Origin of the sequence: Flavobacterium sp. Sd200 (assembly GCF_009826935.1) — a bacterium.
Taxonomy (GTDB): Bacteria; Bacteroidota; Bacteroidia; order Flavobacteriales; family Flavobacteriaceae; genus Flavobacterium.
Map to the genome: position 1 here is coordinate 129,427 of NZ_WUMN01000005.1, position 22,083 is coordinate 151,509.

Below are 22,083 nucleotides of genomic sequence, written 5' to 3' on the forward strand. Positions count from 1 at the left end.
ATGCCATTGTGTGTTTGGTATAATATAAACTTACGTGCCTGTTTTTTTAAAATACATTTGTATTATATATTTATATACTTATGAGTGAAACTTTACACACCCAAACAGTAGACACCAACTGGATGCTTTTGGTAATCATTTCTAAAAAATACAGGCTGTACAGGCACCTAATACTTATTGTATTTAGCATTATAGTTTTATACTACAGTCCGCCGGAATATGCCGAACCCTATGAAACCTACAGCCGGGCGGTTACTTTTTTTCAGATACTGTTGCTTGCCTACAGCAATATGTATTTTTTTGTACCTAAATTTTTATTCAGGAAAAAGTATCTGAGCTATGGATTATCAGTAGTTGCGGGTATGGTTGTTTCGGGTTTTATACATCGATCAGCTTCATGCTACCTGAAACCTCATTTACTGCCTAATGAAGAAGACACTGTTAATTTTATTACCTTTTCCTTCATGGTATTGGTTCTTACGGTTGCATCTGCATCGGTAAAATTATTCCAGCAATGGGTAGCAGATGCGCAGCTGATACACAGCCTGGAGCAGGCAAAAACCAATGCCGAACTCGAACAGCTTAAAAACCAGATCAACCCGCATTTTTTGTTCAACATGCTCAATAATGCCAATGTACTTACTAAAAAAGACCCGGAAAAAGCCTCTGAAGTACTGGTAAAATTGAGTGACCTTTTGCGCTATCAGCTTTATGACAGCTCGAGGGATAAAGTACTGCTAACGTCCGATATTCATTTCCTGGAAGATTTCTTAAATTTGGAAAAAGTAAGAAGAGATAATTTTGATTTCATCATATCTAAAGAAGGCGGCCTCAGTGGCGTACAAATACCGCCCTTATTGTTTATTTCATTTGTAGAAAATGCTGTAAAACATAATAACGATGCTTCAAGGCAATCGTATGTTCACTTATTTTTTGATATAATAGATAATGAACTGTATTTTAAATGTGTAAATTCTAAACCTGTTATAAAAGCTGTAAAAAAATCGGGAGGGCTTGGCTTAGCTAATATAAAACGCAGGTTGGAACTGCTTTTCCCGTCGTCTCATATGCTCAGAATAGAAGACGAGCAGGAAAGCTATACCGTTACCTTAATTATAAAATTGCAACAATGACCTGTATTATTGTAGATGACGAACCACTGGCGCGTGAAGCCATACAAATGCTGACTGAGCAATTTAGCCAGTTAGAACTTATTGGTTCTTTTAATGGGCCGGAAGCTGCCGGAATTTTTCTCGCTGAAAATAAAACCGACCTTATTTTTCTTGATATACAAATGCCGGGGGTTAGTGGTATTGAATTTGCGCGTACTATACCTAAAAATACATTGGTGATCTTTACCACTGCTTTCTCTGAATTTGCCACAGAAAGTTATGAAGTAGATGCTATAGATTATCTTATAAAACCTGTAAAGACGGAACGTTTTGCCAAAGCTGTAGAAAAGGCACAATCGTATCTAAAATTGCTTAACGCAGATAATAGCGAAAACAATATTGAGAGCGTTACCGATGATTATTTTTTTGTGAAAGCCGACCGCAGGATGTTTAAAGTGTACTTTAAAAACATACAATATGTTGAGGGACTCAAAGATTATGTGGTTATGCACACCGAAGGTCAAAAAGTTATTACGGGTATGAATATTAAAACTATTTTCGACCAGTTGCCTAAGAGCATGTTTGTAAGAGTTAGTAAATCATACATTATTAATATTAATCATGTCGATTCTGTAGACAACAATACAGTATATATTGGCCGGGCCGAAATTCCTATCGGTAACATTTACCGTGATTTTTTTTTTAATGAGTATGTTACTAAAAAGCTGCTTAGCAAGTAATTTTTTTAATTGTTTAAAAAAGACACCTTATGCTTTAGTATATGGTTCACAGTATGAAAGGATATAGTAAAATAAATTATTTGAAGAAATAGGTACAGCTTTCAGGAGAAGAAAACGAATAAATAGTGGGCAGAAATATTAAAAAATATTTTAGGCTAAAAGTTGCAAAACCAAATATGGTCTACATTTTTTAGTATAATAACAACACAAAAATATAATAATAAAAACTGAGTCCGACTATTTTCATTCAGAGAAAATTGATCGGACTCAGTATTGTATAATAACTTAAAAAATTACTTTTTTGCTTACAGTTCCTTTATTGGTATTAATTTCAACAAGTATCATTTGCTGTTGTATTTGAAGCCCATTTAAAACTGTTTCAGTAGAATTGATTCCTTCTTTTGTGTAAAGTTTCCTACCTCGTGTATCATATATAGTCACATCATTAATCAGTGCAGTAGCTGTTTTTATAGAAATAGTATTACCATCTTTAAATACTATTACACTATCGGGTTCAAATTTAGTATTGTTGTTACCTAATACATTTGCTGCATATACTATTTCAAACCTGTCATTAAAAACACCAGCACCGCTTGTAAAAACATAAGCATTTTCAAGACTGGTCACCGTACCCAAAACATTATCTTTTATATAAATATCCTGCCCCTGCAAAAATAGGCCGCTTGAATGGTCTATAGCTATGCTAAACGTTCCCGAAATATTTGTCCTAAAACCTAATGGCGCAACATCATTAACCTGAAACTGAGACCTTGCCTGAATGGAAAGATTTGTTTCCTCGGCAATTGAATATATTGAAATACTGCTGTCATCATTAAACTGTTGCCCATCATAACCATAATCTAAACCTAAAGTAGTATTATCCATATACACAATGGCTGTTTGGCTAAAACCATCCTGTCCATTCGTTAGATTTAACCACACGCCCGATGCATTATTTTGAGCCGTCCTGAAAAATGGCTGGTTGCCAGTTGCTGCAGCCTGCCTGCGCATGTCGTTTTTAAATTTAATGTATACACCACTGGTGTCTATTCTTGTTCTTATAATAAAGCCCTGTCCCTGCACTATATGCCAGTTCTCGTTATTCCCTGTATAATAATCTCCCTGCCCCAGGTCTCCTCCACCTGCAACATTAGCAATATAACCTGCAAGCGTTAAAGCCGCATAAGAAGGTGCATCGGCATTATTGCGCTTTCTCCAAAAATAAAGAGCTGACGTAGGGTTTATCATACTGACATTTTCATTAAAAAAATCAACTACACTAATTGGCGAAGGGTAAGGATTACCTACTGCAACATATCTGTTTCCATAATAAAAAGGGTAGTTTACATCGCCATTATTTGGTACACCGTTAAAAGTCCCCGTAAAGGTTATAGGGGTTGTGCCTGCATTATAACCCGGTGTAGCATTTCCGTTTGGCATTCGAATAAGGTAGCCCGTTGCAGGTTCAAAATTTGTAGCAGCAGCATCTACCGTCCAGTATTGTTCTAAAAATGCACCAGCCTCTGCATCGTAATCATAGCCGTACCTATAAAAACGTCCAATAGTGGTTTGTGGAGAAAAAGCCAATAGGTTTTGTCCTGCTACAGGCGATGACCACATGGTATAATCTAGTCTGTAAAGCGAATTGCTGTCTTTATGAACCGTAATGCTACCCGTATTGGTCACATTATCTAACTGCACCAAGGCCGCATTGTTATTTACGGTTAACGATGAGCCTTCAAAAACATCGACTGCTCCTTTTATAGTAAATGTATGCCCGGTATTAATAACTGTATTACCGGCAATTACCTCTAAAGAGCAGGCAGTAATGTTTTGAGAAGAGTTTAAATCTCCTTCAATAATGGCTCTGTATGCGACAGATTGCGGTACACCATTGTCCCAATTGCTGCCGTTCCAAACCGTGGTTACTGTACATTCTGTATTTCCCTGATATTCAAAAGCTCCTAAATCGATGACTTGGTTGTTATAAATACGTGAGTTGACGGAAAGGTCGGTAATTACAGAACTTAAATCCGGTGTTAGCCCTGCAGCATAATATTCGTTGTTTCCTGCATTTATGGCCGGGCTTACAACTTGCAGATTATAGTTACCGTAGGCAACATCTGCAAACATTGGATTGATATCTAAAATATTGTCAGCAGTATTGGGTCCTGCAATATCATTAGTCCCTTGTTCGATTATACAATTTTGTATGTTTACTGATCCCCCTACAGATGAATATATTTGTGATCCTGTATCATAAGGCACCGTGTTGCCCCACAGTATGCAATTATAAAGTGAAGGTGCAGCATTTTGATAAGTATGTAAAGCGCCGCCATTGCCACCTGTATTATTGGCAAGAGTGCAGTTATAGAACTTTATGGACGAACCGACATCGGCAAATACAGCCCCACCACTACCCGAATTGCCTGAAAAAAGACAATTTATTACTAACGTGGGCTCTCCGGCACCTGCATCATACATACCACCTCCCCATTCATAAGAAACATTATTCCTAAAAATACAGTTTTTTATTACAGGATGAGCATTTGCATTATAAATGCCGGCTCCCTGCCCCACGTTTGCACCCCCCGTAATTGTAAAGCCGTCAAGCACTGAGGCGTTTGTTAAACCATTGTTGTAGTTAGTAATTACTCTCCACGAATTACCATATAATACAGTTGGATTAGATGCCCAATTCCTTTCGCCTATCGACGGATTTCCTGTGGCAGGAAAACCACCATATATCTTTACACCTTCTTTCATAGAGAACGCCTGGTCAACCGCAGGCAGATAGGTTCCTGCGGCAACCCAAACTTCGTTACCGACAACAGAGGCATTTATCATGGCCTGTAAATTTCCTGAGGCATTTTGCCAGGTGTAGCCGTTACCCATTCCCCCCTCTTTTACATACCTAATGTTTACCACAGGCGTTTCCTGCAATTCGTATGCTCCCATATCTATGGTACCATTATTATAAAATCGTGCATTACCGGAAATATCTGTAGTAACAGCATTTAGATCAGGGGTTAGTCCGGCAGCATAATAGTCATTACTTCCTGTATTAGCGGCAGGGCTGTATGGATGCAGGGCATAGTTGCCATTAGCAGCATCAGCAAACATCGGATCGAGGCTGCCATCAAGGTTGTGGTTATTAGCATCGGCAGATACGCCCTGCACAATGCTGTAAAATATACCGGCACTGGAACCACTAATATTATAAATCCCTGTATCGTTGCCGGAAATGATTGTATTACGAATTTGTGGTACTGAATTATTGTAATTATATATTGCCCTTCCAACATTATTAGAAAAAGTACAATTTGTGATATAAGGTGATGAGTTTCCGTTCAAAATCCCTCCCCCATTATATGTAGATGAATGATTACCAACTATACTTAGATTTGTAAAAACAAGAGAAGTACAATCATAGCTTACTATAGCTCCGCCATCACCAGCTGTATTTCCTGTCAGGACAGTGTTTCTTATAAATACAGAAACACAGCTATGATTCATTATACCTCCTCCGGCACCACCCGAATTATTACTTATTAATGCATTTGCAATTATTAAAGATTCGCTGCCTATATTATAAATTCCTCCTGCCGCTGTTGTTGCAACATTATTGCTGATATTGATATTATACATATGTGGAGAGGAAGAATAATTACATACACCTCCTCCATATACACCATTGTTGCTGTGTATGTAAAGATTATTTAAAGTAGGCGATACCTCCCAGTTAAATATTCCCCCTCCATGATACCCGTTACCTCCGGTAATTGTAAAGCCATCCAGTACAGAAGTTAAAGTTAGACCATTTCGTGAATTTGAGATAACAGGGCCTTCATTACCCAGCAAAGTCGATATATTATTGCTCCAATTTCTATCTCCCATAGACGGGCTTCCTGTATTTGGAAAACCACCGTATATCTTTACCCCTTCTTTCATTGAAAAAGACTGACCCGATGCAGGCTGATAGTTTCCTGATGCAACCCAAACTTCGTTACCTGATGCCGAAGCATTGATCATAGCCTGCAAATCGCCCGAAGGGTTTTCCCAACTGAATCCGCTACCTGTAGCGCCCTCTTTAACGTAACGAATATTAATCTCTGCCGGATCCATATATTCATAGGCGCCTATTTCAATATTATTTGCAATTAGCCTTGGGTTTAACGCAGCATCGCTAATGATGTGAGAAAGATCAGGAGATTGTCCGGCTAAAAAATAATTATTCCCGGCATTTATTAGTGGACTACCTGATTGCAGATTGTAATTACCCTCTTCACTCAAACCGGGTGATAAAGAATTTATAAACATAGGATTAGTAGTACCTGCAAAATTATTATTAGCAGTATTTTCTTCCATCTCCTGGATTAAACTGTATGATATTTCGGGTACCGAATTATTATTTTGTATGCCACTGGAATTATTATAAATGACCGAATTCCGAATTTTTGGCGAAGAATTTGTAAACATCAATATATTTTCCCGATCACCTCCAAGGTTTCCACTAATTGTGACGTTAGTTAATACAGGCGAATTATTTGAATAAGTTAAGGCCGAATAACCTGTTAAAGAACTATTTCCGGTAACTGCAGTATTTGTTACTGTATGTGTACCTGCATAATTATTAATAGCACTGACACCGTTGGCACTATTTCCTTTAATTGTAACATTTGTTAAAATGGTAGAGGTACTTATGTTATATAAGCCGCCTCCTGAACTCTCTGCAAAATTTCCTGAGATTTTGCTATTAGTCAAAGTAATAAATGATGATTGATTATCCATTGCACCGCCAAATGTTGCAACATTGTTGGTAATGCTAAGATTGTTCATTACCGGCGATGAATTTTGATTAAATATGCCTCCTCCGTAGTTGGCACTATTTTGAGTTATAATAAGGTTATTTAATATCGGCGAGGTATTATTGTTATAAATAGCACCTCCACGATGCGCACCACCCAAGTTTCCTCCTCCTGTCAATGTAAATCCATCCAATACAGCGGTATTAGTAACAAAATTGTTATCGTTTCGTATAATTGAGTTATTATTACCCCTTAATGTTGTAACATTATTTTGCCAGTTACGCTCTGCCATAGTAGGATTTCCCGAATCTGGAAATCCTCCATAAATTTTTACTCCGTCTTTCATAGTATAAAAACTTCCCGATGCAAGTTGGTAAGTTCCAGCTGCAACCCACACCTCCCTGCCATATCCCGCATCATTTATAATACGCTGCAAATCGCCCGAGGCATTTTGCCAACTGGTACCATTCCCTGTTCCTCCCTGTTTTACAAAACGCATTATTTTATCGGGATTAAATTCGTAGGCTCCCATGTCTATAAAACTTCCTGCAATCCTGCTGTTCCCTAAATAATCAGTAGTTATATAAGAAAGGTTCGGCGTTTGCGACTCATTATAAAAACTACTGTTACCCATATTTATAACCGGACTTACAGATGATACGCCATAATTCCCTGGCAATTCTCCAACCAAATTTGGATTAATAAATAATGGATCAATACTTCCGTCCAGGTTATTATTTGCCGGATCTGCTGCCATACCCTGCACAAGACTATAGCTTATTGACGGTTGTGAATTTTCGTTAACAATCCTCGAAGGGTTATTATAAATTATGCTGTTCCTAATTTCGGGATATGAATTTAAATTATAAATTAATGCCCCATTAGCATTTGGACTTCTATTTGCTGTAATAGTAATATTTGTTAAAATGGGGGATGAAGAGTTATTATATAAAGCATCACCTAATCCTGTGCTGTAATTAAATGTTATTATAGCATTGGTTAAATGAACATTTGAATTGGAGTTATATATTGCCGAACCATTTTGGCTTGCAATACTACCTATTATTAAAACATTATAAATAGAAGCTGTAGAATTCAAATTATAAATACCTCCTCCATAAGTAGCACTATTCCTGTCAAAAAGAATGTTAGTAATTACAGGAGATGAATTATTATTATATATACCCCCTCCATAAGTAGCTGAGCCAAATGCTATTTTAAACCCATCCAGTAGTGCTGTATTATTAAGATTATAATTTATTACAACACTTGCCTGATTACCCCGAAGAACAGTCATATTATTTTGCCAGTCCCGTTCTTCAAAACCAGGGGTACCTACAGCAGGAAATCCTCCGTATATTTTAACCCCGTTTCTCATAGAAAAAGATTGTCCGGAACTACGCTGGTAAGTACCCGCAGCCACCCAGACCTCACTCCCGGCTGAGGATTCATTTATCATAGCCTGTAAATCGCCCGAGGCATTAGCCCAACTGCTGCCACTGCCTGTTGCTCCTTGTTTTACATAGCGTATGGTTTGTGCAAAAAGTGTTGTACTAAATAGCAGAAAAACGTAAAGCAGTATGCTTTGCCGTTTTATAATAGTAAAGTTTACATCCATAAAAGTATTGTTTAGTTGTGTATATGTATTTGATAGTTATGCAGCAAAAAGTTTGCGCAAGCTATCAATCACTATCTAAACAGGCTATAACAGATGTTTCAAATACTATAAAAATCGTTTCAGCTAACCATTGGGTGTATTTATAAACTCCTTAGGTGTAAGGTTATAGTACTCTCTGAACGATTTTGTAAAATAAGAAGGGCTACTAAAACCACTTTTATATGCTGCCTCGGTGCTACTGTAGTTTTCCCTTAAAAACTGTGCTGCCCTTTTTAGTCGGTACACTTTAATAAGCTCTCCGGTACTCATACCTGTAATAGTTTTTATTTTGCGGTGCAGACTGGTGCGGCTCATATTAACCAGTGGCAATATCTCTTCAACACCCAACAATGCATTGTCAAGATTATCTTCTAAAATTTTGTAGAATTCCTGTAAAAAAATGTCGCCAGAACTTTCTTCCTGTGGCAGTGGTGCAGCGTTAAGATGCTTTAGTTTTTGCTGTATAAACTCCCTTTGTTTTTTCTGACGGTTTAAATGATTTTTTATTCGCAAAAGCAGTTCAGTAACACTAAATGGCTTTGTAAGATAATCGTCTGCTCCATAAGTTAAGCCTTCGATCTTACTCTCAAAATCGGCCTTCGCTGTAAGCAACATTATCGGTATGTGTGCCGTTCGAATATCTGTTTTTAATTCCTGCACCAATGTAAAACCATCCATAATAGGCATAAGCACATCGCTTATTATAAAATCGGGCATTAATTGTAAGGCTGTTTCCAATCCTTTTTTCCCATTTAATGCAACATAGGTTTTATAAAAAGGTTCAAGATTTTGTATCATAAAATCGCTTATCTGTTGATTGTCCTCAACAAGTAATACCAATGGCCTGTTTGTAGTAAATTCTTCTTCAAAATCGTCAGCAGTTAATAGTTTTTCAGTTTCTTTTTGAGCAGGTAACATCTCTATAATTTCCTCATAGGGCAGGGTAATCGTAAAAATAGTTCCTGTTGCATTATTTTCCTCATAATTTGCAGCCGTAACTGTTCCTCCCTGTACCTCTGTAAATTCTTTTACCAATGCTAAACCAATACCTGTGCCTGTATTATTGTCCTGATAACTATTATCAATATCAGCCTGATAAAAACGATTAAAAATATTTTGCAACTGACTTTGCTGAATACCCATACCCGTATCTTTTACAGTTATAGTAACAGTCCGGCCGTTCGTTACAAGAACTACCTTTACCCTGCCCTGTTGGGGTGTAAATTTAATGGCATTACCCACAAGGTTGTGCACTATCCTTTCGAGCATGTAGTGTGCAAATACATAATTAAAGTTTTTACCGTCCTTTATAAAAATCAGATCTATATTTTTTTTGTTAGCTTCTTCTCTAAAAAGGTCAATTACATTTTGTAAAGTCTCTGCAATATTCCCCTTCTTTAACTGCGGTTTCATAGCCCCGGCTTCCAGTTTGGCAAGATCTAAAAGCTGGTTGGTTAGCCCCAGTAATTGTTCGCCATTTTTATAAATAGTAGTAGCCATAGCAAGACTTTGAGGTAATGTGAGGGTTTGTTTAAGTTTTTCGGCAGGACCCAAAATTAAAGTCAAAGGTGTGCGCAGCTCGTGGGTAATGTTGCTAAAAAAACGGGTTTTCATTTCATCAAGCTCTCTTAACTGGGCTGATTCTTTTTCTTTAAGCAACATATTTTGCCTTACCATCACCTGCCTTATACGGTACTGAATGTATAGCCAGATCAAAAGTACCGCGAGGGCGGCATAAAAAACATATGCCCACCAGGTGGCCCACCATGGCGGATTTATTATTACCTGCAAGGTTTTTATATGACGGCTCCATTTTCTGCTGGTATTACTTGCATTTACCTTGAGCATGTAAGAACCGGGCGGAATTTTTGTGTAGAACGCCTCGTTATTGTTACCTGCAACAATCCAGTCTTTATCAAAACCTTCAAGCTGGTACCTGTACAGAATATCTTCCGGATGATTATACTGCAATCCGGCAAACTCAAAAGACAGCGTATTATCGTTATATGTTAGCGTTACATTTTGCAGAGTATTTATTGTGGCCGTATTATTAGAATATTTGGCTGCATTAAAAGCTTTGTTGTTTACTTTTAATCCTGTTAGTGCCACAGGCGTATTAAACATATCCTGCTGTACAGACTTAGGATCGAATAATGACCACCCTTCTAACCCTCCAAATATAAGTTTACCATTCGGGAGTTTGAGATGATGAAAACGGTTAAACTCATTGCCTTGCAAGCCATATTCAAATGTATAATTAAGGGTTTTAAAAGTGGTAGGATCAAACCTACAAAGTCCTTTATTAGTGGTTATCCATAAATATCCGTAATCATCTGAAAGTATAGAATAAATAGTATTATCGGGCAAACTTTCAGAAACTGAGAATACACGACTCCTAAAAGTTTTTTTATTAAAGCATATCAGCCCATGGTAACTGCCAATCCATAGCAGGTTTTTATCTACGCTGTGCTCAATTCCTAAAAGATGTGTTGTGGGCAGCCCTTTTTTTAGCTGATGTACTTTTTTAGTATCAAGATCTACATACAGTAATCCGTCTGCTTGAGTAGTCATCCAAAGCCTGTTGCCTTCTGCATAAATATCTTCTGTTAAAACAGGGCGATCATAAAGATCTCTTATGTAAAAAGCAGGTAATAATAAATCCCATTTATCTGAATTAGCATTATATTTAAAAATATTGCTATTATAATCAGCAACAATTGGAACGTCTCCTTTTATAAATGTTATACCCTTAATCAGCGGGCGGAATTTTTCAAGATCTTTACCATAGGCGGGCAACGGTGGCAAAACCTTTTTTTGTTTACTTTCAGGGTTATAACAAAAAACAGTTTGCTTAAGGGCTAACCAAAGTCTTCCTTTACTGTCATAATCAGAGCGTATGTGATATCCGGAAGACGATAAGCTTTCATTACCTTCCTGCCAGGAAAAATCATTTTGTGCCGATAAATCAAACTGGCTTTTCCATACATCTTCGGCAAAATTTTCTTTGTATGGATGGGTTTCAAAATATGCGGAAAAATCTAAAACATATATACCTGAAGCATTGGTTCCTATCCATAACAAACCCGAACGGTCTACTAAAAAACAGCCGGCAAAAGATTTGTCTTTGGCCTTAAGGGTAGTTATATAAGTTATGCCCTTTTTATTATAGTTATATATACTGCCATTAGCTTCAAAAAAGACATCTCCTTTGGGAGATAATGCCAACCATTTAACACCTATTGGAGAATTGGATGTTAGCCTAACCTTTTTAAGCAACATACTATCAGCATCTAACAAATAAAGATACCTTCGGTCTCCCCAAATAATAGTTCCGTCGGGTTGTTCAAGCATACCCAAAACTTCACTTGGAGTGGTTGTATCTTCAAGATCCAGATCCAGATTAAGCAATTTTTCAAATCGGTTTTTCCTGGCATTAAACCTGTAAAGGCTGTGCTGTGCTAAAACCCATATCTTTTTTTTACTGTCTTCAAAAATACTACGTATTATATCGCCTTCTAAACCACTGCTTTGAGTATAGCGTATAATCTTTTGGTTACTGTCTATTTTAGTAACCCCATTCTTTAAAGATATGCTCCAAAAATCTTTATTTTTTGTAACAATCCATCCCCTGCGCAAAAACCTGAATGAAGCATCTTTATAAATAGAAGGGGTAATAAAATGAGTGATCTCTTCGGTAGCAAGGTTCATTACATCTACCTCATTACTTTCATATTCTATCCATAAGTCGTTATCATGTCTTTTTATACCAATAACAATGTTAGATGCCAGTGATGTAGTGTCGTTAAATTTATTTTGAAAAAGTTTGAATTCCCTTCCGTCATAACGCGAAAGTCCATTACGGGTGCCTATCCAGATAAAACCATCTTGATCCTGAACTAATCCGGATACAAAAGATTGCGGCAAACCGTCGGCACTGGTAATTGTGCGTATGTTTTGTGCATACAGAGAACTGAAAAACACAGAAAGTATTACTATTAAGCAACCAATACTTCCATTTATTACAATGCAATTGAGAAAAGTACAAATCCTTATTACTTCTCTTTTCATTTAAGGGTTTTATTCAAAAATTTATTATTGATGGTATTCAACCACGTAAAAATAAGCAATTTGAAAGTTTTAGGGTAATTTTAATACACTTGTTTATGGTATAATATGTCAAAATGTGTTCAATATTTGAGCCCTATAATGCCATTCAATATTTCTATTTTACAACATACTTATCTACAATATATGGGGTTACTTTTTTTAATGTTTCCCCGGCTACAGGATGCAGCTTTGATATTTCAGGGTTTCATCATTTAAATGAACAATGGTGTTGCTCATAACTGCTACTGTTGACAGTACATATAGCAGAGTTTGAATTTACAGTCAGTAATACCATAAAATAAAAACATATCTGTCATAACAGGCATTCCCTGAACCGATAGTATAGTAATTAATGATAACAAAATACTTCTACCAAAATTTATATAATTCAGATTTGCTTCAAAATCTATTTGCTAAATTGCAGTTATGAAAGTGCTGATAATAGAAGATGAACCTGCAATAAGCCAAAGCATTAAAGAATACTTTAAGCCAAATGGCGTTCAGTGTGAAAGCGCAGCCACAACCCGTGATTCGCTTGATAAAATAAGCATGTATGAGTACGACTGCATACTGCTGGACCTGATGTTGCCCGATGGGGATGGCTTTGATATACTTAAAGAGCTAAAACTTCAAAACAAAACAGAAGGTGTTATTATTATCTCAGCAAAGGAAACGCTTGAAACACGGATTGAGGGCTTTAATTTAGGGGCTGACGATTATCTTACCAAACCTTTTCACTTGTCTGAATTGCTGGTTCGTATGCAGGCACTAATACGCCGTAAGAACTTTAATGGCAGTAACATTATTACTTTTAACGAAATTTCGGTCGATTTACTTGGTAAGAGCGTAACGGTAAATGACATTAAGCTGGACATAACCAAAAAAGAAATAGATTTGCTGCTGTATCTTATAGGCAATCAAAACAAGGTACTGAGTAAAAGCGCTATCGCCGAACACCTGAGTGGAGATATGGCCGATATGCTCGATAATCATGATTTTGTATATGCTCATATAAAAAACCTTAAAAAGAAACTTACCTCAGCAGGAGCCGGAGATTATATAAAAACCGTTTACGGCTTGGGGTACAAATGGCAGGATGAGTAAAACAAAGCTATTAAACAAAACCACACGCAGTTTCCTGCTCTATGCCATAATTATTTTACTGGCATCGGCACCTGTATTCTATTATATATGTCAATGGCTGTATGTGTACGAAACAGATGAGGTTTTACTTTTTCATAAAGGGGCATTTGAACAAAATGATAATAACCTAAGCCAAACAGACATTGCTAACTGGAACAAATACAACCGCAATGTAGAAATTGTTCCGGACAGAGGGGTTATAAAAGATTCTATTTTTGGCACTATGGAGCTTGACCCCGTTTCTAAAGAAATGGAGCCTTACAGGGTGTTGTGGGGACCAGTAAATATTAATGGGCAACGATATACGTATATAGAAAAAAGTAACCTTGTTGTTATGGAAGGCATGGTAGTTAGCATTGCGGCTATGTTCCTATTTATTATTGCAATACTGCTTACCGGCATTATTTATATATCCCGAGCTTCTGCCAGTAAAATATGGAAACCTTTTTATGATACCCTACGCAAAATACAGGATTTTGAAATTGACAAAAACCATCCTCCTCTTTTTACTTCAACAGATATTTCTGAATTTGATTCACTAAACAAGAGTATTGACAGGCTTATCGAAAAAAATACTGCGATATACAAAAGTCAGCGCGAATTTGTAGAAAATGCAGCGCACGAACTGCAAACTCCTTTAGCTCTCTTTCAAACTAAAGTAGATATATTGGCTCAATATGAGGGACTTTCACAACAACAATCTGAACTTATTGATTCGCTCAATGATGATATTTCAAGGCTTAACAGGCTGAATAAAAATTTGCTGCTGCTTTCTAAAATTGACAACGACACCTATCTGGACAAACAGCCGGTAATAATAAATGATATTGCAGAAAAACATCTTGATTTCTTTAAGGAACAAGGCGCGCCAAAAAATATTTCTTTTGAACTGGATACAAGTATTACGTTAAAAATAAATACAAACCCAGCCTTATCTGAAATATTAATAAACAACCTGTTCCTCAATGCTATAAGACATAATATTCAGGATGGGAAAATAATTATCAGAACAGCTGCCAACAAATTGTTTTTTTCTAATACAGGAACTGCAACTGCCTTAAATACAGATAAGTTATTTAACCGCTTTTCTAAAACAGATCCATCAGCACAGGGCAACGGGCTTGGCCTTGCCATCATCAAAAAAATTGCAGAACTAAACGGATGGGAAATAGACTATAGCTTTACTCAAAATATGCACAATTTTACAGTAAGATTCCCTTAATTCAGATTTGCTTCTAAATCAGTTCGCAACTTCGCCATATCAAAAAACGAAGTACCATGAAAAGAAGCATCATTATTTATTTAGCACTGTTAATGCTGTGTTTTTATCAAACAGCAACAGCACAGGTAAAGGCGGTAACTATTTCCGGCACAGTAACTGAAACAGATAGCTCAATACCTGTAGGTTATGCCAATGCTGTTATAAAATCGAAAACCAATACAGTTATAACAACTGCTATCACTAACGAAGAAGGAAGCTTTACACTGTCTCCTATTCCGCCCGGCAACTACCTGCTCGAAATAAGTTTTATGGGTTATAAAACATTTACAAAAGAGCTGTTTGTGGGTTCGCTTTCGGAATTTCTTAATATAGGTAAACTACAGCTTACAACAGATAGCCAACAGCTTGACGAAGTAGTTATAACGTCCCGGCAGGATGAAATAGGCAATAAACTGGACAAAAAAACATTTACACTTGCCGATAACATTGCCCAAAGCGGCGGTTCTGTATTACAAGCCATGCAAAACCTGCCGGGCGTTACCACCCAAGATGGTAAAGTACAGCTTCGAGGCAACGATAAGGTAATGGTGCTTATAGACGGAAAACAAACTGCATTAACAGGGTTTAACGGGCAGTCGGGACTGGAGAACCTGCCTGCATCGGCCATAGAAAAAATTGAGATTATTAATAACCCTTCTTCTAAATACGATGCCAATGGTAATGCGGGTATTATAAACATCATCCTGAAGAAAAATAAAGATGAGGGGTTAAACGGCAAAGTGGGATTAGCATCAGGCTTAGGGGCGCTATGGCAACGTAAAGGTAACCTCCCAACCATTCGTCCGCAATACCAGCTCACTCCAAAAATAAATCCTTCATTGTCGCTTAACTATCGTAAAGAAAAGGTCAACATCTACTTTCAGGGTGATTACCTGTATACCGAAACGCTGAATAAAAATGAATTTGTAACCCGTACTTATGATGACGGCACTATAATAAATCAGCAAACCAAACGCAACCGTAACACTCATTTTACCAACCTTAAAACGGGTATTGACTGGAATTATAATGATAACAACACTCTGGCTTTTTCGGCACTTTTTGGTAGTGAAAAGATAATTGATAATGGAGATGAACCCTTTTTTAATGCTGATTATTCCGAGCGCCTGAGGTTATGGCAATTTCTTGAAGATGAGTTGAAAACTAACTTAATGGCATCTGCTTCCTACCAACATAAATTTAAAGAGGCAGGGCATGTGCTCAATGCAGGTGTCAACTACACTTTCCATAGGGAAGATGAAAAATATTTTTTTGATAATATGCTCCCCGCATCTACAGGAAGGGATGCCTTTAAGCTATTGTCAGATGAAAACGTGCTCGATGTAAATCTCGACTACATAAAGCCTTTAGCTTCGGGCAGGTTTGAAACCGGATTTAAATTTCGCAATCGTGTAATTCCTACCAATATGCAATTCTTTCCCGGTCAAAACTCAGTAATAGATGCCAATGCAGGGGGAAAGGCAACCTATGAAGAATCGATACCAGCTGTCTATGGCAATTATATTTATGAAACTAACCGCATTGAAGCCGAAGCAGGTGTACGTGTAGAGTATCTTGATCTTGAATATGAAGTGAATCCTAATCACCCTGTTTACCGTACAGACGGCTACCATTATCTGGAGCCATTTCCATCACTGCGCTTCTCTTATAAATTAAACGATAGTCACAAGCTGTCATTATTTTATAACCGCAGGGTAGACCGCCCGAACGAGGTAGATATTCGCATATTTCCCAAGTATGATGATGCCGAGATTATAAAAGTGGGTAATCCCGGCCTGCGCCCTCAATTTACCAATACTGCCGAATTGGGTTACAAAGCCAATTTTGAAAAAGGATATTTCTTTGCCTCGGCATACTACAAACAGGTAGAGGGCACCATTACACGTATTGCCACAACCACTCCGGGCAGTACACTTATTTATAATGTTTTTGAAAATGCAGGTAAAAGCAACATGATAGGGTCTGAAGTTATGTTCTCTCACAAACCTGCGTCTTGGTATTCTTTTAACCTCAACGCAACACTATACCGCAACACCATTGATGCTTTTAGTGTCGAGATACTGTATCCTGAACCCACAAATTATTCGGCCACAAAACAACAAATAACATCAGGCAATGTTAAGTGGAACAATACTTTTACCTTCTCTCCTACCCTTACTGGACAACTTATGGCGGCATGGCTTGCACCGGATATTATTCCGCAGGGAAAAACTTTGGGGCGTTTTTCTACCGATATTGGCCTGAAGAAAATTATACAAAAAGGTAAAGGCGAATTGTTTTTAAATGCTACCGATTTGTTCAACACACTCGTTATCCGTAAAGAAGTCCAGGGCAATGGCTTTAGCTATACGAGCAAAGATTATTATGAAACGCAGGTAATACGTTTTGGTTACAGTTACAAATTTTAGGCAACATTAGAAATTCTAATTTAATTCAAAATTGGGTTAGAAACTTGCATCATAAATTTAGTCTGCAATGTTTCAGAAATTAAATAAATCGGGTAGATTTTCGGTTTTAGTGCATTTTGTTGGTTGGTTCCTTGTCGTTTGCCAGTTGCTGAGGGTTTGCTTCTTCATCTGGCAATATGATGAGGTTTCGTGGAATATATTAAATGTATTACAAACGTTGCTTACCGGCCTTTTTTTTGACTTAGGCACAGTAGCCTTTGTATGCATACCTGCGGTTATTTACTACACGCTAACGCCAAACCGTTTTGCAGGCAGTTGGGCAGATAAAACGTTGATCTGGTTCTTTACTTCACTTACTGTAATCATTATTGTATTTACTTTTTTTGCCGAGATTACTTTTTGGGATGAATTTAAAACACGTTTTAACTTTATAGCCGTTGATTATCTCATTTATACCCATGAGGTGGTTGCAAACATTAACCAATCCTATCCGTTGCCTTTACTTATAGGCGGAGTTTTATTAATAAGTGGTGGCATATTGTTTTTATTTTATAAAAGTGGTGCTTTTACTATTTCTTTTACAATAAAGGCGGCATTAAAGCAGCGTCTGTACACACTGGGATTAACTCTGGTTACAGCATTTATTTTCGGCTTTTTTATAAACAACAGCATGGCCGAATGGAGCAGCAACCGCTATAATTCTGAAATATCTAAATCCGGCATCTATTCATTTTTTGCTGCTTTCCGCAATAATCAAATGAAATATACCGAGTTTTATACACAAATAGACAACAATAAAGCATTCAGCTTTATACGTAAAAAACTTGGAGGAGATAATGCTATTTATATCAAGAAAAATTATTCAATACACCGCACAATAACAGACAACTTCCCCTCTGAAGAAAAGAAAAATATCGTGTTCATATTGGTTGAAAGCCTAAGCGGCAGTTTTATGAAAGAATTTGGCAATACCGAAAATATTACCCCATTTCTGGACAGCCTTGCGCAAAAAAGTTTTTTTTTCAATAACCTGTATGCCACCGGTACGCGAACTGTTCGAGGCATGGAAGCCGTAACTCTTTGTATTCCGCCTACACCGGGGCAAAGCATTGTAAAACGCCCGGATAACGCAAACCTTTATACTGTAAACAGCGTGTTTAAAGCTAAAGGATATGACAGCAACTTTTTTTATGGAGGAGATGGTTACTTTGATAATATGAACGCCTATTTTGGAGGTAACGGTTTTACTATTTACGACCGCGGGCACGGCAGCGTGCTTAGCGATAAAAATCAGGCCGTGCGCAATCACATTGAAGACAACGAGGTAACCTTTGAAAACGCATGGGGCATTTGCGACCAAGATATTTTTAATAAAATGCTTAAAGTGGCAGATAAACAATATGCTACGGGGCAACCGTTTTTCAATTTTGTAATGACCACCTCTAACCACAGACCCTATACTTATCCGTCCGGAAAAATTGATATTCCATCGGGCACAGGGCGTTCGGGCGCAGTTAAATATACTGATTTTGCATTGCGTGAGCTTTTCGCTAAAGCCAAAACAAAGCCCTGGTTTAAAAATACGGTATTTGTAATTATTGCAGACCACTGCGCCAGTAGTGCCGGTAAAGACGAAATAGATGTGGCTAACTATCACATACCAGCCCTCATTGTGAACCTGCCCGAAAGTGACAATCAAAAAGTTAATAAGCTTTGCTCACAGATAGACCTCTTTCCAACACTGTTTGGTTTACTGCACTGGAATTATGAGTCGGATTTCTTTGGAAAGAATGTGCTTAGAAATGAATTCGAGGAACGTTCGCTCATGGGTACATACCGTAAGCTGACATTAATGAAACAGAATAAAGTAATGATTTTGTCTGACCAGCGCAGGCAGGCTTTTTATTCCTGGAACAAAAATGACAACAGCCTGAACGCTTTGCCTATGGAACAATCATTTTTAGAGGAAACCATTGCCTGGTACCAAACAGCCGACTATCTTTTCAACCACAAGCTCCTGAAATAATATCACTGTTCAGGAAAAATTCAAAATCAGTACAGACTTTAGCTAAAAAACAACGCCACATTATGAAATAAAATTACGCTAACTCTTTAAATTCCCTTACCATGAGAAATGCCGTAATTTTATTCGCCTGCCTTCTAACCGCACAACTTTGCAATGCACAGGCTGACACTGTAAAAACTTATGCTGTACAAGACAGCGTAAAAGTTGATACCATACAAAAACTTAAGTTTAATTACAAACAGCTTATTATACCCTCTATACTTATAGGCTATGGCGTTATAGGCATAGAAAGTGATCAACTGAAAAGTTTTAACACACAGATAAGGGAAGAAGTAAAAGAAGACATAGATCAAAAAACGTCTATAGACGATTTTAGCCAGTGGGCACCTGCTGCATCAGTATTTGCCCTCGATGCTTTTGGCGTAAAGGCAAAGCACAGCCTTCGAGACAGAGGTGTTATGCTCGCCACCTCTTATGTTATTATGAGCAGTACTGTTTTTGCTTTAAAATCAATATCGCATATAGAACGCCCCGATGGTACATCTAAAAACTCTTTCCCTTCCGGGCATACTGCAACCGCCTTTGCCGGAGCAGAATTTTTATGGCAGGAATATAAAGATAAATCGGTTTGGTATGGTATTACCGGATATGCGGTTGCAACAGGCACAGGAATATTCAGGATATACAATAACCGCCACTGGCTTACCGATGTAGCAGCTGGAGCAGGTATTGGTATATTAAGCACTAAGATTGCCTATTGGGTAAATCCTTTCATCAGTAAAACTTTATTCGGCAAAAAAGAAGAAACACACCCCACATCCTTTATTATGCCATTTTATGATGGTAAAAATGCAGGAATAGGTTTTGTAAAAACATTTTAACAAGAAAAGCCATAGATTTTACATGGATTTTTTTAAGGTTGTCGGTTAGATTCCAATTTCAAATAAAACACATCTAAAAAGTGGTAAAAGAGTAAAATCCCTGTCGCAACAGGGGTTTTGTATCTTCCTGTAGCGAAGACGGGAGTCGAACCCGTAATCTAAGAGGTTGAATTATTACATACCCCAATTATTTTGAAATTCGTCAAATGTTGTTAAAGATCCTTCATACAGAGTTGCAACCTCTTTGCTTCTCACTGTTTCCTCAAAACCGATTGCCGAAGTTCCTGCTTGTATATGAATTGAGAATGCGAAACCTGGTGTCTCCATAAACTCTTTTTTATCCAATTTATTTAGAAGGTAGTTATTCATGTAAAGATTTGGTTCATTTTGTTCGACCGCTCGCCAATAATTCGAAAATTTATTATTCCCGTTTTGTGTCTTCGCAATGAATATCTCTAAATCGTGAATTGTAGCATCCAATTCTCCAATGAATTGATTTACATATATTCCGATTAGGATTTGATTGTTTAATCTATCGTAATATCTAATCTTATAAGCCTTTTCGAGTATGGATAAGAAACCCGGATCGAATCTCTCTGTGATGTCATAGATGTTTGCCAAAGCATTCTTTAGTTTTTGAAGATTGTCAAAATGATAATGATAATTTTTGTCCTCTATAGAATGAAATACTATTATAGATTTTAGATACTTTTCTACAGCTGTACTCGCTAGAGTAAGTCCTTGAACTACAAATTCATTATTTAGAAGAAACCGCGCTGCTATATAATCGCGATAAGCTAAATCATTGAGAGATGCGCTAACAGAGCATTTCTCGAAAAATGTAAGGGAATTTTTCATGATGTCAGAATGATGTTGGTATTAGTTAATACAGTGTTATGCTTGGTCAACTAATGTTCTACAATACTACACAAAAATAGAACTACGGTTGAATATTGTTGTAAAAAAAATTATTGTTGAACTTTTAAAATTAAGTTAATGAATAAATTAGCAGCTAAAAAAGTAAGTATTGGTGATTATCGCTGAGATTACGCATATCACAAAATGTTTTAGCATTGTTTTAGCAAGAAATACAAAGAGCTTTCAGATTTCTATGAAAGCCCTTATTTTACTCGTAACGATGCCCAAAAAATATCTAACTATTTTGAAAAGGATTTAAAAAAATTACTCAGGATAAAAGATTTTAGCAACTAAGATTTTGCATCTAAATTATAGTTTAACCACCCCATCATTAACAATTACATAGACCATATTATCCTCAGTAGGTTGCATCACATGAGTCCCTGTAAATTCTCCAAAAGCAGGTAATATCATTTGATTTTCGCTCATAAAAAAACAAGGCAGTTTGAGTACCTGCCTACCCATGCCCCGTAGCCTAACTGCCGGGTGAATATGCCCACAAAACGTGAAATAACCCTCGCGAGTTTCTGGGTGGTGGGTAAGCAGGAAACCGTCTTCGGTAGCCCATTCGCTAACGGTTTTAATGCCCAGTGCTTCATATTTTTTGGGATTAATGATGTCGTGGTTACCAGCAATCAGTACAATAGGCAGGTTGGTTTTGCTTACCCAATTGCTAAACAAATCCCATTCAAGGTTAAGCGAACTGTGAAAGAGGTCGCCTAAAAAGCAAATGCTCTCAGGATTAAAATAGGCTATTACTTCATCAAGCTTAAGAAAATTTTTATGAATAACACCACTTGGTATGGCCGCCCCGAACTTACGGAAATGGCTTACCTTGCCCAAATGTGCATCGCTGATAAGCAACAAACGCCGTTGTACCCAGTACACCGCACCGGAGCAATGCAGGATAAAGTTTTGGTCTTTTATATTTATTTCAAATGTCATTTAAATTATGATATCTATATTATTGCGAGAAATGATTATTACATTTTTGAATTACT

Annotated in this window: 11 protein-coding genes; 7 read left to right on the forward strand and 4 right to left on the reverse strand. The window is 37.3% G+C overall.

Annotated elements, in window-relative coordinates:
* The first annotated feature begins 80 nt into the window (after positions 1–80).
* Entirely contained in the window at positions 81–1,133 is a 1,053-nt protein-coding gene (locus GR160_RS14165) for a sensor histidine kinase (protein WP_160750545.1), read from the forward strand.
* Complete coding sequence (locus GR160_RS14170) at positions 1,130–1,852, forward strand: LytTR family DNA-binding domain-containing protein (protein ID WP_160750546.1); 723 nt, start codon at positions 1,130–1,132, stop codon at positions 1,850–1,852. The genes GR160_RS14165 and GR160_RS14170 overlap by 4 nt, the downstream gene beginning before the upstream one ends.
* 285 nt (positions 1,853–2,137) lie before the next feature.
* Here GR160_RS14170 and GR160_RS14175 read toward each other — a convergent pair whose 3' ends face one another.
* Complete coding sequence (locus tag GR160_RS14175; protein ID WP_160750547.1) at positions 2,138–8,278, reverse strand: choice-of-anchor Q domain-containing protein; 6,141 nt, start codon at positions 8,276–8,278, stop codon at positions 2,138–2,140.
* 123 nt (positions 8,279–8,401) lie between these two features.
* Positions 8,402–12,385 (reverse strand): ATP-binding protein, encoded by a 3,984-nt coding sequence (locus tag GR160_RS14180; protein WP_160750548.1) that lies wholly within the window; start codon positions 12,383–12,385, stop codon positions 8,402–8,404.
* Positions 12,386–12,850: 465 nt separating this feature from the next.
* Here GR160_RS14180 and GR160_RS14185 point away from each other — a divergent pair, with 465 nt between their 5' ends.
* The 5 genes from GR160_RS14185 (at position 12,851) to GR160_RS14205 (ending at position 20,164) form a co-directional block, all read left to right on the forward strand.
* Positions 12,851–13,528, forward strand: a complete 678-nt coding sequence (locus tag GR160_RS14185; RefSeq protein WP_160750549.1) for a response regulator transcription factor — start codon at positions 12,851–12,853, stop codon at positions 13,526–13,528.
* Complete coding sequence (locus GR160_RS14190) at positions 13,521–14,789, forward strand: HAMP domain-containing sensor histidine kinase (protein ID WP_160750550.1); 1,269 nt, start codon at positions 13,521–13,523, stop codon at positions 14,787–14,789. Before GR160_RS14185 ends, GR160_RS14190 begins: the two co-directional genes overlap by 8 nt.
* Positions 14,790–14,845: 56 nt before the next feature.
* Complete coding sequence (locus GR160_RS14195) at positions 14,846–17,257, forward strand: TonB-dependent receptor domain-containing protein (protein ID WP_160750551.1); 2,412 nt, start codon at positions 14,846–14,848, stop codon at positions 17,255–17,257.
* 67 nt (positions 17,258–17,324) lie between these two features.
* On the forward strand, positions 17,325–19,283 hold the full coding sequence (locus tag GR160_RS14200) for an LTA synthase family protein (RefSeq protein WP_160750552.1): 1,959 nt from the start codon (positions 17,325–17,327) through the stop codon (positions 19,281–19,283).
* A gap of 101 nt (positions 19,284–19,384) precedes the next feature.
* Positions 19,385–20,164, forward strand: coding sequence for a phosphatase PAP2 family protein (locus GR160_RS14205; protein ID WP_160750553.1), 780 nt, complete (start codon positions 19,385–19,387; stop codon positions 20,162–20,164).
* 174 nt (positions 20,165–20,338) lie between these two features.
* On the opposite strand, the gene GR160_RS14210 is transcribed toward GR160_RS14205, so the two are convergent.
* Positions 20,339–21,022 carry a hypothetical protein gene (locus tag GR160_RS14210; protein ID WP_160750554.1) on the reverse strand — a complete coding sequence of 228 codons (684 nt, stop codon included), beginning with the start codon at positions 21,020–21,022 and terminating at the stop codon, positions 20,339–20,341.
* 369 nt (positions 21,023–21,391) lie between these two features.
* A complete protein-coding gene (pdeM, locus tag GR160_RS14215) occupies positions 21,392–22,027 on the reverse strand; it encodes a ligase-associated DNA damage response endonuclease PdeM (protein WP_160750555.1) in 636 nt (211 codons plus the stop codon).
* Positions 22,028–22,083: the final 56 nt, after the last annotated feature.